General features: G+C 70.2%; 12 protein-coding genes and 1 pseudogene. 10 read left to right on the forward strand and 3 right to left on the reverse strand.

The features are described 5' to 3' along the window. Window positions 1-148 precede the first annotated feature (148 nt). Both AB0E24_RS16435 and AB0E24_RS16440 read right to left on the reverse strand, forming a co-directional pair. Entirely contained in the window at window positions 149-1,156 is a 1,008-nt protein-coding gene (locus AB0E24_RS16435) for an aldo/keto reductase (protein WP_069871605.1), read from the reverse strand. A gap of 272 nt (window positions 1,157-1,428) precedes the next feature. Beyond that, on the reverse strand, window positions 1,429-2,460 hold the full coding sequence (locus tag AB0E24_RS16440) for a DUF8189 domain-containing protein (RefSeq protein ID WP_351373738.1): 1,032 nt from the start codon (window positions 2,458-2,460) through the stop codon (window positions 1,429-1,431). A 280-nt stretch (window positions 2,461-2,740) separates the two neighbouring features. On the opposite strand from AB0E24_RS16440, the gene AB0E24_RS16445 reads away from it, so the two are divergent. The 10 genes and pseudogenes from AB0E24_RS16445 to AB0E24_RS16490 all read left to right on the forward strand — a co-directional run bounded on the left by AB0E24_RS16445 (window position 2,741) and on the right by AB0E24_RS16490 (window position 12,261). Continuing rightward, window positions 2,741-3,826, forward strand: coding sequence for a MerR family transcriptional regulator (locus tag AB0E24_RS16445; protein WP_359377627.1), 1,086 nt, complete (start codon window positions 2,741-2,743; stop codon window positions 3,824-3,826). Between the two features lie 176 nt (window positions 3,827-4,002). Further along, on the forward strand, window positions 4,003-6,012 hold the full coding sequence (locus AB0E24_RS16450) for a glycoside hydrolase family 127 protein (RefSeq protein ID WP_359377630.1): 2,010 nt from the start codon (window positions 4,003-4,005) through the stop codon (window positions 6,010-6,012). 147 nt (window positions 6,013-6,159) lie between these two features. Beyond that, the gene (locus AB0E24_RS16455) at window positions 6,160-6,387 is read left to right on the forward strand and encodes an SGM_3592 family protein (RefSeq protein WP_069871597.1); all 228 of its coding nucleotides are present in this window, start codon (window positions 6,160-6,162) and stop codon (window positions 6,385-6,387) included. Window positions 6,388-6,558: 171 nt separating this feature from the next. Then, entirely contained in the window at window positions 6,559-7,353 is a 795-nt protein-coding gene (locus AB0E24_RS16460; RefSeq protein ID WP_069871594.1) for a basic amino acid ABC transporter substrate-binding protein, read from the forward strand. 43 nt (window positions 7,354-7,396) lie between these two features. Then, a complete protein-coding gene (locus AB0E24_RS16465) occupies window positions 7,397-8,182 on the forward strand; it encodes an amino acid ABC transporter permease (RefSeq protein ID WP_069871592.1) in 786 nt (261 codons plus the stop codon). Between the two features lie 5 nt (window positions 8,183-8,187). Then, the gene (locus tag AB0E24_RS16470) at window positions 8,188-9,024 is read left to right on the forward strand and encodes an amino acid ABC transporter ATP-binding protein (protein WP_284705992.1); all 837 of its coding nucleotides are present in this window, start codon (window positions 8,188-8,190) and stop codon (window positions 9,022-9,024) included. 80 nt (window positions 9,025-9,104) lie between these two features. Continuing rightward, window positions 9,105-9,386 (forward strand): annotated as a pseudogene (locus AB0E24_RS16475) (acetylxylan esterase); the annotation flags it as partial. Window positions 9,387-9,659: 273 nt separating this feature from the next. Further along, complete coding sequence (locus AB0E24_RS16480; protein WP_069871782.1) at window positions 9,660-10,316, forward strand: DedA family protein; 657 nt, start codon at window positions 9,660-9,662, stop codon at window positions 10,314-10,316. Between the two features lie 227 nt (window positions 10,317-10,543). After that, complete coding sequence (locus tag AB0E24_RS16485; RefSeq protein ID WP_167459970.1) at window positions 10,544-11,626, forward strand: sensor histidine kinase; 1,083 nt, start codon at window positions 10,544-10,546, stop codon at window positions 11,624-11,626. Next, window positions 11,617-12,261 (forward strand): response regulator, encoded by a 645-nt coding sequence (locus tag AB0E24_RS16490; protein ID WP_173963146.1) that lies wholly within the window; start codon window positions 11,617-11,619, stop codon window positions 12,259-12,261. Before AB0E24_RS16485 ends, AB0E24_RS16490 begins: the two co-directional genes overlap by 10 nt. A gap of 141 nt (window positions 12,262-12,402) precedes the next feature. Here AB0E24_RS16490 and AB0E24_RS16495 read toward each other — a convergent pair whose 3' ends face one another. Continuing rightward, on the reverse strand, window positions 12,403-13,464 hold the full coding sequence (locus AB0E24_RS16495) for an ornithine cyclodeaminase family protein (protein ID WP_331717374.1): 1,062 nt from the start codon (window positions 13,462-13,464) through the stop codon (window positions 12,403-12,405). Between the last annotated feature and the right edge of the window lie 131 nt (window positions 13,465-13,595).

Raw genomic sequence — 13,595 nt, forward strand, 5'->3', positions numbered from 1 at the left:
CCGCGGGCACGATGGTCATGCGGACGATGAAGGCGTCGAGGGCGACGGCGACCGCGAGGCCGAATCCGAGGGCCGCGATGACGGATTCCCGCCGCGCCGGGCGCGGCGGGCCTCAGGTCATCCGTGTGGGTCCCGGGGCCGGGGCCCGTCAGGGGATCTCGACCCCCGCCTCCGCCGAGAGCCGGTCGATCTCGGCCAGCTCGGCGTCGGTGAAGGCGGGCGCGTCCAGCACCGCAACGTTCTGCTCCAGCTGGGCGACGCTGCTGGCGCCGATCAGCACCGAGACCACCCGGGGGTCCCGCAGCACCCATGCGAGCGCCAGCTGGGCGAGGGTCTGGCCACGCCCCTCGGCGAGCTTGTTGAGGGCGTGCAGCAGGGCCAGCCGCTCCTCGGTGAGCGCCTCGCGCTTGAGGAAGTGGCCGAGCGCCATGCGCGAATCGGCGGGCACCCCGTGCAGATAGCGGTCGGTGAGCTGTCCCTGCGCCAGCGGCGAGAAGGCGATGACGCCGACGCCCGCCTCGGCGGACGCCTGGAGCACCCCGCCCTCGACCCCGCGCTGGAGGATCGAGTACGGGTACTGGTTGATCAGGTACGGGGTGCGCAGCTCCTTCAGGATCGCCGCGGCCTCGGCGATCGCCTCCGGCGGGTAGTTGGAGATGCCCGCGTAGAGCGCCTTGCCCTGCCGTACCGCGCTGTCGAGGGCACCCATCGTCTCCTCGAGCGGGGTGTCCGGGTCGAAGCGGTGGGAGTAGAAGACATCGACGTAGTCCAGTCCCATCCGGGACAGCGACTGGTCGAGGCTGGCGAGGACGTACTTGCGCGAACCCCATTCCCCGTACGGCCCCGGCCACATGAGGTGTCCGGCCTTGGAGGCGATGAAGAGCTCATCGCGATAGGGGCGGAAGTCCTGGGCGAAGATCGAGCCGAAGTTGGCCTCGGCGCTGCCGGGCGGCGGACCGTAGTTGTTGGCCAGATCGATATGGGTGACGCCGAGGTCGAAGGCGCGGCGCAGCACCGCGCGCTGGGTCTCCAGGGGGTGGGTGTCGCCGAAGTTGTGCCACAGGCCGAGCGAGACCTTCGGGAGCAGCACACCGCTGCGTCCGCAGCGCTGGTACTGCATCGAGTCGTAGCGGTTCTCGGCGGCGAGGTGGACCATGGGCGTCGTCCTTGTCCGTACGGTGCGGTTGGGTGCGGGCAGACCGTGGGCACGGCCCGCCCGCCCGAGCCTCTCAGCTTTGGGCCAAAGTGGCGACCTCATTAGCGCTGAGTGTCCTGCCGTACACGCGGAAGTCGTCGAACGCGGCCTTGAGATACGGGTCCGGGTACTGCGACCTGCCGAGGTAGCCGGCGCGGATGTGGTTGCCGAAGTGGACGGGCTCGACGGTGACGGCGGAACTCTCAGCGGCTCGGCGATCCGGCGAGGAGGGATCAGACGAAGGTCTGGCGCTGGAGCCAGAGGTCCCTGGCGGTTCCGCTGCCCTGGATGAAGACGTAGAGCAGATTCTCCTCGTTGAGGATGGGGACCCCGACACCCGCGGAGCCTACGACCCCGCCCAGGGACTGGAAGCCGCTGTACGCCGTGCCGTTCTCGGTGTTCTGGACGGCGACCCACAGGGCGTTGTCGGTGGCCTTGATGAACACGTTGATCCGGCCGTCCTGGGCCAGGGCGCAGGTGGGCCGCCAGACGATCTGGGCGCCGAGGCTCACGGGGGCGCCGAACGTGTCGTAGTCGTCGCTCTGTCCGACCCGCCGGACGGACCCGTCGGAACCCCGGTAGAAGATCTGCACCCGGCCCGCCGCGTCCGGGCACACCGACGGGCGGCTGGTCACATTGGAGGCGTTGAGGGAAAAGGCTTCCCAGACCGTGGAGTTCGCCGTCTGCTGCTGGATGGTGTAAAGGGTCTCGCCCGCCCCCTTGACCGCCACCACGAGCCGTCCTCCCCCGTCCAGGATGGGCGAAGGCGTGGCGAAGATGCCGCCCCCCAGCGACGTGGCGGCGCTGTAGGTCTCGTATTGCAGATCCTGGTTGCGGATGTACCACAGGGCGTTGTCGGTGCCGGGGAAGAACACATAGATGCGGCCGTCGGCGCCGAGCGCGGCGGCCGGGTCGTCCCCGATGCCGGTGACCAGGGTCTGGGGCGGTCCGTACCCGGAGTTGATGGAGGTCTGGGTGATGACCTCCAGGTTGTTGCTCGGGGTGCGGTAGAAGACCCGGACCTTTCCGTCCTTGCCCCGGATCGGCGCCGGGATGCCGTCGACGGACAGGCCCGGGTATTGCTGCCACGGCCCCCAACTGCCGTCGCGGGCCTCCACCCTGCTCCACAGGACGTTCGACCCGCCCCGGATGAAGACCTGCACCCGGTCGTCGGCGAACGTGACCGGGGCGGGCTCGGAGTGGATACCGCCCTGCAAGTTGATCCAGGTGCCCCAGACGGTGCCCGGGGTGGTGGAAACGGCCATGAGAGGACCTCCCTCTTCTCGTGAGGCCACGAGAACGCGCGGATACACCGTCAGTTCCCGGGTAAAGCATGGCGGATACCCGAAGAAGGCAAGATGTATGGATATGACCGACTCATTGCCATGAGAGCTTGATATCGGATCGTGGGCGCTCACTTGCTTCGGGAATTCGTTCGCCTGAGAGTCGAGCTACTGATCAGGGGCCCATCGTTGACCTTCCCCAAAGGGGAAGCCCGAGCATCGTGGTGGCCGGGCGAGGTGCCCGGCGACGAGGAGGGCGAGCATGGGGCTGCTGACCATCGGTGCGTTCGCGAGGGCGTCGCGGCTGTCCCCCAAGGCGCTTCGCCTGTACGACGAGCTCGGACTGCTGCCGCCCGCCCGCGTCGATCCGTACTCCGGCTACCGCCGCTACGATCCGGCCCAGCTGGAGCGGGCCCGTCTGGTGGCGTGGCTGAGGCGGCTCGGCATGCCACTGGCCGACATCCGGGCGGTGTGCGAGCTGGCGCCGGAGACGGCGGCGCGGGAGGTGCGCGCGTACTGGGCGCGGGTCGAGGCCGACACCGCCGCCAGGAGGGACCTGGCCGCCTTCCTCGTCGACCATCTGTCCGGGAAGGACATCACGATGTCTTCTGACCACCCCACCCTGGGGATCCGCTACGCCGTGCTCTCCGACACCGGCTCGGTCCGGGAGAGCAACGACGACGCCGGCTACGCCGGTCCGCGCCTGCTCGCCGTGGCCGACGGCTTCGGGGGCGGCCGGCACGCCGGCGAGGCGGCGATCGAGGCGCTCAAACCGCTGGACGCGGGCGTCCCCGGCGGGGAACTGCTGAGCGCCCTGGAGGAGGCGGCCCACCGGGCCCGGGAGTCGGTCTCCGCGCTGGCCGCCTCCGACCCCACGCTGCGGGACGTCGGCACGACGCTCACCGCGATGGTGTGGTCGGGCTCCCGCCTCGGGCTGGTCCATATCGGCGACTCGCGCGCCTATCTGCTGCGCGACGGTGAGCTGTTCCAGATCACCCATGACCACACCGTGGTCCAGTCGCTGATCGACGAGGGGCGGATCACCCCCGAGGAGGCCGCCTCGCACCCCCAGCGGGCGCTGCTGCTGCGCGCCATGGGCGGCGGTTCGGCGTTCGAGCCGGACTTCGCCCTGCGGGACGCCCGCGCCGAGGACCGCTATCTGCTGTGCTCGGACGGGCTGACGGGGGTCGTGCCCACCGGGGAGATCCGGCGCGTGCTCGCCTCGGAGGACGACCCGGGCAGGGCCGTACGGGAGCTGGTGGCCCTCGCCAACCGCGCGGGCGGGCCGGACAACGTCACCTGTGTGGTGGCCCATGTGGCCGAGCAGGGGGCGCTGACCTCGGCGTAGGCCACCGCCGCGGCCGCCGCGTCCGCACACCGTGCCCACATGTTGAATGTTGTTGAATGGTGTGTGGAAAGTCTTGTCGGCCGGAAGAACACCTCCTTATGCTCGCGGCGGAAACCGGTTTCCACTCCTGACCGGGAGACAGGCATGGCCGGCGGTGCGGTGTAAGGGGTGGGCGGATGTCCGCAGGTCCGATCCGGCTCTCCGAGGCAGCGCACACCGCGCTCCGCCCGGCCACCGCGGCACGGATCACCGGGGGCTTCTGGGCCGCCAGACGCCGGGTCAACGCCGAGGTGAGCGTCGCCCAGGGGCCGGACCGGCTGGAGCGGGCGGGCAATCTCGCCAATCTGCGGGCCGCCGCGGGAGCGGAAGCGGCCCGGTCCGGCTTCCGGGGCGACTTCCCGTTCCAGGACTCCGATGTGCACAAATGGCTGGAGGCGGCGTCCTGGCAGCTGGCCGACGGCGGCGAGGGACCGGCCGAGGAGGAGTTGTCCCGGCAGGTGGAGCGGCTGGCCGGGCTGGTGGCCGCCGCACAGGCCGAGGACGGCTATCTCCAGACGTACTACCAGCTGGGGCCGGACGCCCGGCGGTGGGCGGAACCGCACTGGGGGCATGAGCTGTACTGCGCGGGCCATCTCCTCCAGGCCGCGGTCGCGCACCACCGGGCCACCGGCCGGGACGGGCTGCTCGCGGTGGCGGTGCGGTGCGCCGACCTCGTCGACGCCACGTTCGGGCCCGGCAAGGACGAGACGGTCTGCGGACATCCGGAGATCGAGACGGCGCTGGTCGAGCTGTACCGGGAGACCGGTGAGCGGCGCTATCTCGAACTGGCCGGGCACTTCGTGGACCGGCGCGGCCGGGGCAGCCTCGGCGACGGCCCGCCGGAAGGCTCCCCCGGCCCCCGGCCCGGGGCGCCCTACTGGCAGGACCATGTCCCGGTGCGGGAGGCGACGGCGGTCGCCGGGCACGCGGTGCGCCAGCTGTACCTCCTGGCCGGGGCCGCGGACGTGGCGGCGGAGACCGGCGATACGGGGCTGCGGGACGCCCTGGTGCGGCTGTGGGAGGACATGGTCGCGACAAAGACCTATCTGACGGGCGGGGTGGGATCCCGGCATGAGCTGGAGTCCTTCGGGGACGCCTACGAGCTGCCGCCGGACCGGGCGTACGCGGAGACCTGCGCGGCCGTCGCCGCCATCCACTTCGGCTGGCGGATGGCGCTGCTGACCGGGGAGGCCCGCTACAGCGATCTGGTGGAGCGGACCCTGTTCAACGGCTTCGCATCGGGGGTCTCGCTCGACGGTGAGCGCTGGCTGTATGTGAATCCGCTGCACGTCCGCGAGGACGATGAGCTCCGTAAGACGGCCACCGGCGATCAGAACGCCCACCGGACGCCATGGTTCCGGTGTGCCTGCTGCCCGCCCAACGTGATGCGGCTGCTGGCCTCGCTGCCGCACTACATGGCGAGCGGCGACGCCGAGGGGCTCCAGCTGCACCAGTACGCGTCCGGCTCGTACGAGGCGGGCGGCGGGGCGGTGCGGGTGGGGACCGGCTACCCGTGGGAGGGGCGGATCGCGGTGGTGGTGGACGCGGCCCCGCGGGACGCGGACTGGACGCTTTCGCTGCGCATCCCGCACTGGGCCCGGACGTACGAGGCCACGGTCGGCGGGGAGCCGGTGGCCGAGCGGGCCGAGGACGGCTGGCTGCGGCTGCGGCGGCGCTGGCGGCCCGGGGAGACGGTCGTGCTGAGCCTGGCGCTGGACCCCCGGCTCACCCGTCCCGATCCACGGGTCGACGGGGTGCGCGGCTGTGCCGCGATCGAGCGCGGCCCGCTGGTGTACTGCCTGGAGCGGCCCGACCAGCCCGCCGGGCTGCGGCTGGACGACATCGCCCTCGCCCCGGGTGCCGCGCTGAGCGCCGAGCACCGGCCGGAGCTGCTGGGCGGGGTGACCGTGATCACCTCCCGGGCCCAGTGCCGGCCCGTGGCGCGCGACGGCTGGTGGCCGTACCGGGACGGCGGCGTGGGCTCCCGCGGGGGCGCGGGCGGCGCGGACGTCGGCTCCGGCGGGGAGGCGGACGGCGCGGAAGTCCCCGAGCCGGTCCGGGTGACCGCGATCCCCTACTACGCGTGGGCGAACCGCGAGCCCGGCGCGATGCGGGTGTGGCTCCCGGTCCAGGACCCGCCCGGCTGATCTTCGCGGGACCGGGCGCAGACCAGGCACAGACCGGGAACAAACCGGACGGTGTCCGCCGGAACTCGGCGGACACCCCAGGCGTTTCTCGCTAGAGGAACACGCTTTCGTGCCCGAGCGGCACTGTTGATTAAGGGGAGGTGCCCCTTGAGCACCGGATCCACACCCCAAGGGGACGACGCCGACGGCTGGGACGACGTCGAACTCGACGAGGACTTCATACGGGGTGCCGAGGTCACCGAGCCCGCCGCGCGCACCCGGATGCTCACCGCGCGGTGGCGGCGCGGCGCACCCGAGCCCCAGCCCTGGCGAGCCGACGAGCCACCGGCCGGCTGGTTCTGGAGCAAGCGCCGCAAGCGGCGCCGGCGGCGCTGACCTCGTCCCTGTCCGTGCCTGTCGGTGCCCGGCCGCGCCCGTCGGCGCCCGTCCGTTACGTGGTCGCAATACACATCTGAAGACATCGCGCCACCTCCGGTGGGAGGATTCGGGCCGACTCACTGATCATGAGATCCGTGATCGTCCTGCCCATCCTGCCCCGGAGGCGCCGTGTCCGCTCGCTCCGCGTTGCCCGTCATAGCCGTCGCCGCTGTATCCGCCCTGCTGGCCGGGTGCACCAGCACCAAGTCATCGGGGTCCGGCGGCTCTGACATCAGCCTGGTGAAGTCCGGGAAGCTCACGACCTGCACACATCTGCCGTATCCGCCCTTCCAGTCCAAGCAGGGCAAGAAGATCGTCGGCTTCGATGTGGACATCGTCGATCTCGTGGCATCGGCGCTCGATGTGAAGCAGGAGATCGTGGACACGCCCTTCGAGGGCATCCAGTCCGGGGAGGACCTCAACACCAACCAGTGTGATGTGGCCGCCGCCGGGATGACCATCACCGATGTGCGCGAGAAGAACCTGGACTTCTCCGAGCCCTATTTCGAGGCCACCCAGGCGCTGCTCACCCCCAAGGGCAAGCCGTACAAGTCCCTCGCCGACCTCAAGGGCAAGAAGCTCGCGGTCCAGCAGGGGACCACCGGTGAGAGCTACGCCCAGAAGCACGCCAAGGGCGCCAAACTGGTCCAGTTCGAGGATCTCGCACTGCTGCTGACCGCCGTCAAGACCGGCCAGACCGACGCGGGCATCAACGACAACGGGGTCCTCTACGACTACGTCAAGGACAACCCCGACACCGCCGTGGCGGCCGAGTTCGACACCGGAGAGCAGTACGGCATCGCCGTACGGACCGGCAACGACGCACTGCGCAAGAAGATCAACGCGGTGCTGAAGGACGCCCGGGCGGACGGCTCCTACGACCGGATCTACAAGAAGTGGTTCGGCACCGCGCCCAAGAAGTGACGCGCCCGCTGACGGTCATCGGAGCTGAGGAGTCCGCATACATATGGCAATGACCCGCCGGCAGCGGGTGCGGGCGATACGAGCGGTGCAGTACGCCGTGCTCATCGCCCTGCTGCTCGCCATCGTCCTGGCCGCGGACTGGGGTGAGCTGCGGCGCGCGTTCTTCGACGCCGAGGTCGCCCGGTCCCTGTTCCCCGAGATCATCACCACCGCCCTGGTCAACACCATCGTCTACACCCTGCTCGGCTTCGGCTTCGGCCTGGTCCTCGGGGTGGTGCTGGCGCTGATGCGGCTCTCGCAGGTGCCGCCGTACCGCTGGCTGGCGGTGGCCTATATCGAGTTCTTCCGCGGGGTGCCCGCGCTGCTGGTGTTCATCGCGCTGGGCTTCGGAGTGCCGCTCGCCTTCCAGGTGGCGCTGGACCGGTATGTCACGGTCATGCTGGCGCTGGGGCTCGTCGGAGCCGCCTATATCGCGGAGACGATGCGGGCGGGCATCCAGGCGGTGCCCAAGGGGCAGATGGAGGCGGCGCGTTCGCTGGGCATGTCCCACACCCGGGCGATGGCCTCGATCATCATCCCGCAGGCGTTCCGGATCGTCCTGCCGCCGCTCACCAATGAACTGGTCCTGCTGACCAAGGACTCGTCCCTGGTCTATCTGCTCGGGCTCTCCCTGGACCAGTACGAACTGTCCAAGTTCGGCCGGGACGCGCTGAATCAGAATCGCAGCCTCACCCCGATCCTGGTCGCCGGGGTGTGCTACCTGATCATCACCGTACCGCTCGGCCAGTTGGTGCGCCGGCTCGAGTCCCGTGCGGCGAAGGCGAGGTGACCGGTGTGAAGGAGACGACGAAGGTGGAGGGGACCGGCGAGGCGGACGGCATCGCCATCCGCCTGGAGGGGCTGCACAAGTCCTTCGGCGACCTGGAGGTACTCAAGGGCATCGACCTCACCGTCCGGCGGGGCGAGGTGGTCTGTGTCATCGGCCCGTCGGGATCGGGCAAGTCGACGCTGCTGCGCTGTGTGAACCTCCTGGAGGAGCCGACTTCCGGCTCGGTCACCGTGGCGGGGACCGAGGTCACCGACCCGGATGTGGACATCGACCGGGTGCGGCGGCGGATCGGCATGGTGTTCCAGGCGTTCAACCTCTTTCCGCATCTGACGGCCCTGGAGAACCTCACCATCGCCCAGCGGCGGGTGCTGCGCCGCGACAAGGCGGAGGCGGTGCGGATCGCGCGGGAGACCCTGAGCCGGGTCGGTCTGGGCGACAAGGAATCGGCCTATCCGGCGCAGCTGTCGGGCGGACAGCAGCAGCGGGTGGCCATCGCCCGGGCGCTGTCGATGGACCCGGAGCTGATGCTCTTCGACGAGCCGACCTCGGCACTCGATCCCGAGCTGGTCGGGGATGTGCTCGCGGTGATGCGCGCCCTGGCCGACGAGGGGATGACCATGCTGGTCGTCACCCATGAGATGAGCTTCGCGCGGGAGGTCGCCGACCGGGTGGTGTTCATGGACGACGGGGTGATCGTGGAGGAGGGCGGACCGGAGCAGGTCGTGTCCGACCCGGTCCACCCCCGCACCCGCGCCTTTCTCACCCGGGTGCTGAACCCGGCCGCGGCGCGGGTCGGCGAGCTACCGGACACGGGCCCGCACGGAGCGCGTATCGACCGCTGAACTCCGGGCCGGGGCGCCGGATCGCGGTGATCGGCGGCCAGGTGCGCGACGGTCGCCGGATGGCCGGGTACCGTTCGGCGGAGTTCTCCGGTTTCGACGGGCACCGGATACGCGGCCGGCTGCTGGTTCCGCGCGACGCGGCGGGCCCGCTGCCGTGCGTGGTGCGGTGCCTCGGCTACAACAGCGGCCGGGGGCTGCCGCACAACCGGCTGCCCTCCCCGGACGACTACTACTACCGCCGGCTGTACACGGACGCGGTGCGGGCGGTTTAGGCCGCCCGTGAGCATTCGCCGGTGGACCCCGCGCGGATCGTGATCAGCCGGGGCAGTCAGGGCGGTGCGCCGACGCTGGTGGCGTACGGCGGTGCCGGAGTGGTCCGCAGCGGCGCCCGCCATCCGTCCATCTCCCCGTACGGCGCCTATCGCCGCGGGGACGGCGCTCAGGTGTTCCTGAGTGTGCAGAGCGACCGTGAATGGGCCGGGCTGATCTGCGGTTTCCCGCAGGGTCAGCGCTGCGGAGAACACCACCGGGTCGGGCGGCAATCCTCATGTCCCCGCCGATCCGCGGTTTCTAGATTGGCAGGCGTCGGGGCGGGAGGCGCCCCTGGCGCCGGACCGCCATGTTGGAGACCACGCATGCACTTGATGACCCTGGCTCTGCCCCAGGAGCCCTCGGACGGCATCGCCGGCTGGGCCGCGGACCTCGTGGACGCGATGGGCGGGCCGGGAGCCGGTCTGGCCATCGCGCTGGAGAACCTCTTCCCGCCGCTGCCCAGCGAGGTGATCCTGCCCCTGACCGGGTTCGCGGCGGGTCAGGGTGTGATCAGCCTGGCCTCGGCGCTGTTCTGGACCACGCTCGGCTCGGTGGTGGGCGCGCTGGTGCTGTACTGGATCGGGATGCTCGTCGGCCGTCGGCGCATGCACGCCATCTGGGCGAAGCTGCCGCTGGTGAAGACGTCCGATCTGGACCGTACGGAGCAGTGGTTCGAGAAGCACGGCACCAAGGCGGTGTTCATCGGCCGCATGGTGCCGATCTTCCGCAGCCTCATCTCCATTCCGGCCGGGGTCGAGCGCATGCCGCTGCCGGTCTTCGCCCTGCTGACCACGCTGGGCAGCCTGGTCTGGAACACGGTGCTGGTGATGGCCGGTTACTGGCTGGGCGATCAGTGGGACGAGGTGGAGACCTACGTCGGTGTCTTCTCCAAGGTGGTCCTGGTCGCGGTTCTGGTGGCCATAGTGGTCTATGTGGTCATGCGCTTTCGCGGGCGCGACCGGCGGCGCCACGCTTCATGAGCCACGACGCGCGGCCCGGCCCCTCCGCTCTGCTCGCGCCACAGCCCGGGCGATCTTGCCCGGGCTGTGCGGCCGGGCTAGGCTTTGCCCCCGTGCAGGGGGATTTGACAAATATCGCCACTCATCACCTGTTTCTCGGCGCGCCCGGTCAGCACGACGGCAGGGGGGCGGCGGAGCCCTCTTGGCCGCGCAGGATTCCGGGAGCGCTCCTCGGCTGCTGTACGGCCATGCTCGGATTGCTCTACCTGCTGATCGCCGGCACGGCCTTGGCGGCCTTCCTGCTGTGGCCGCGCACCCGGCCCCGCGCCCTGGCCGCCCTCGCCTCCGGGGCCCGTCGGGTCGCGGCGCTGGACCGGGCGCGCCGCTTCATCTTCTTCGGCGATCGTTTCCCCGAGCACTACAAGTCGTCCGACCAGAAGGTCCTGCGCTATCTGGCGACCCGCAGCTACACCGGGCTGCTGTGCACGATCGTCGTGGGTCTGCTGGGGTTCGGCGTCATCCTCGCCGCCGTGCTGGCCGTGCGGCTGGTCCAAGGCCGCCTCGACCTCCAGGAACTCCTCACCCAGGCGCTGCTCGGCGGAGTGCTGCTCTTCCTCGACGTGCAGGGCATCTACTCCCTGGCGGTGCTGGACGCCAAGCTGGCCCGCGAGTGCTTCGGGCCGTCCGAGCAGGAGGTTCTGCGGCAGCGCATCGATGAGCTGGCCACCAGCCGGGCCGCGGTCGTCCAGGCCGTCGACGCCGAGCGCCGCCGCATCGAGCGCGATCTCCACGACGGCATCCAGCAGCGCCTGGTGGCGCTCGCCATGCTGCTCGGCCGGGCGCGCCGCAGCCGTGCCCGCAACCCCGAGCAGGTGGACGCCTTGCTGCACCAGGCGCACCAGGAGTCCCAGGAGGTCATCACCGAACTCCGTGAGGCGACCTGGCGGATCTATCCGTCCGCCCTGGACAGCCTGGGGCTGAAGGAGGCACTCAGCGGGGTCTCCGAGCGGTGCTCCATCCCCATCCGTATGGACTTCGAGGTCGACCGCGCGCTGCCCCAGACGGTGGAGACCGCCGCGTACTTCGTGGTGTCGGAGTGTGTGACCAACGCCGCCAAGCACTCCGGTGCCACGGCGATCTCCATCCGGCTCGCGCTGTACGGAGCGGTGCTCGTGGTCCGGGTCGAGGACAATGGCACCGGCGGAGCGGACCCGTCGGGCAGCGGTCTCACCGGACTGCGCAGCCGGGTGGGCGCGCTCGACGGTCTACTGCACATCGACAGCCCCCTCGGGGGACCCACGACCATTACCGCGGAGCTTCCATGCGCGTGATCCTCGCCGAGGACTCGACCTTGCTACGGGAAGGGCTGGTACGGCTGCTCGTCGAGGAGGGCCACGAGGTCGTCGCGGCCGTGGGCGACGCGGTGTCCCTCATGAAGGAGGTCGAGGAGCGGACGCCCGACATGGTCGTCGTCGACATCCGGATGCCGCCGACACACACCGACGACGGGTTGCGGGCCGCGTTGGAGATCCGCAAGCGCTGGCCCCGGATCAGCCTGCTCGTGCTGTCACAGCACGTGGAGCGCAACTACGCGGCCCAGCTGCTGGCCGCCAACGCGGAGCGGGTCGGGTACCTCCTGAAGGACCGGGTCGCCCAGGTCGAGGAGTTCCTGGACGCGCTGGAGCGCATTCACGCGGGCGGCGCGGCGATCGATCCGGAGGTCGTGCGCCAGTTGGTCATCCGTACCACGCACGGTGACCCGCTCGCGCGGCTCACCCCGCGCGAGCGAAGTGTTCTGGAGACCCTGGCGCAGGGCCACACCAACACGGCCATCGCGCAGAAGCTGCACATCTCGCTGAGCTCGGTGGAGAAGAACCTCAACACGATCTTCGACAAGCTCGAGCTGTCGCACACCGCCGGCTACAGCCGGCGGATCCTGGCGGTCCTGCGGTATCTGGAGTCCTGAGGCGTACGACCGGCGACAAGCACACATGCCGAGGTGCCCGACGACGTCGTCCCATACGCCGTCGAGCACCTCTGGGCGTCTGACACACCGCCGGGCTGTCCGCGGCCCCGCCACGTTCCGGGCGGGCACAGCCCGGTTCCGTCACTGGAAGGAGTACGGGTTGAGCGCGTCCTCCGGCAGGTGTTCCAACTGCACCCGGTCGCCGATGCCGGCTTCCTCCGCGAGTTCGAGGAGCACGTCGAAGGCGACGTGATCCTCCAGGGCGAATCCGGTCGAGTCGAAGACGGTCAGCCCCTCCCGCCGCGCCTCGGCGAGCGCCGGTTCCGCGCACAGCTCGGGCAGCTCCGGGCCCAGGTCGCTCGCGTCGAGCTGCTGGCACTCGCCCTCGCGCAGCGCCTGCCCCCGGTGGTCCGGGGTGACGAAGGCGGACTTCAGCACGGACCGCGGCACCTCGTACTTGCCGATCAGATCGGCGCCTATGGCGTTGATGTGGACGTGCGGGCGCAGCCGCTCGCCGTGGAGGACCGGGCCGTCCCCGACCCCGACCGAGGTGACGGTGCAGATGATGTCCGATGCCGCCTCGATCTCCGCGACGGATGCCACCCGCACGTCGATTCCGAGGAATTCCACGCGCTCGGCGAACGACTCGGCGTGGGCGGGATCGATGTCATGGACGAGGACGCGCTCCAGCGGGAAGACCAGGCTCAGGGCGTGCGCCTGGGTCACCGCCTGGGCACCGGCGCCCACCAGGCCGAGGACCCGGCTGTCGGGGCGGGCCAGCAGACGGCTGGCGATGGCGGAGGCGGCGCCGGTGCGGACCGCGGTGGGCAGGATGCCGTCGCCGATGGCCAGCAGACGGCCGGTCACATCGTCGTAGCGAGCCATGGTGCCCACGATGGTGGGCAGCTGATGGACGGACGGATTCGTGGGGGTGTACGCCACGGTCTTGATGGTGGTCGAGTCGCCGGGCTGGTGGTGCGGCATCCATTCGAGGATGGCCGTGTTCTCCGGACCGCGCAGGAATCCGTCCCGCGCCGGGGTGATGCCCCGTCGGCTTTCCTCTCGGAACGCCTCGTCGAGCCGGTCGATCATCCGGTCCATGAAAAGGTCTAATCCCTTCTCCTGGACGATCTTGGCAACATGTTGCCGAGTGAGGACCGTGGTTTCCATTGTTTCCCCTTGATTCGCATAATGGTGCGGCATTTACTTGCCAATGGAATTTTCACTCCACCGGAAAGGACGAACCGGGATATGAAACTAATGGCCGCAGTTTCCTCCGGTCAAGTTTTCGCCTGGGCGAGTACGGTTTCCCGCAACTGTCACCCTGCGGTTCC

It is taken from the genome of Streptomyces malaysiensis subsp. malaysiensis, assembly GCF_040653035.1.
Classification (GTDB): domain Bacteria; phylum Actinomycetota; class Actinomycetes; order Streptomycetales; family Streptomycetaceae; genus Streptomyces; species Streptomyces malaysiensis.

What these genes read in the sequence shown, in the direction of transcription:
- AB0E24_RS16435 (WP_069871605.1), bottom strand. Translation starts at nt 1,156, where the DNA reads ATGGTCCACCTCGCCGCCGAGAACCGCTACGACTCGATGCAGTACCAG.
- AB0E24_RS16440 (WP_351373738.1), bottom strand. Translation starts at nt 2,460, where the DNA reads ATGGCCGTTTCCACCACCCCGGGCACCGTCTGGGGCACCTGGATCAAC.
- AB0E24_RS16445 (WP_359377627.1), top strand. Translation starts at nt 2,741, where the DNA reads ATGGGGCTGCTGACCATCGGTGCGTTCGCGAGGGCGTCGCGGCTGTCC.
- AB0E24_RS16450 (WP_359377630.1), top strand. Translation starts at nt 4,003, where the DNA reads ATGTCCGCAGGTCCGATCCGGCTCTCCGAGGCAGCGCACACCGCGCTC.
- AB0E24_RS16465 (WP_069871592.1), top strand. Translation starts at nt 7,397, where the DNA reads ATGGCAATGACCCGCCGGCAGCGGGTGCGGGCGATACGAGCGGTGCAG.
- AB0E24_RS16480 (WP_069871782.1), top strand. Translation starts at nt 9,660, where the DNA reads ATGCACTTGATGACCCTGGCTCTGCCCCAGGAGCCCTCGGACGGCATC.
- AB0E24_RS16485 (WP_167459970.1), top strand. Translation starts at nt 10,544, where the DNA reads ATGCTCGGATTGCTCTACCTGCTGATCGCCGGCACGGCCTTGGCGGCC.
- AB0E24_RS16490 (WP_173963146.1), top strand. Translation starts at nt 11,617, where the DNA reads ATGCGCGTGATCCTCGCCGAGGACTCGACCTTGCTACGGGAAGGGCTG.
- AB0E24_RS16495 (WP_331717374.1), bottom strand. Translation starts at nt 13,464, where the DNA reads ATGCCGCACCATTATGCGAATCAAGGGGAAACAATGGAAACCACGGTC.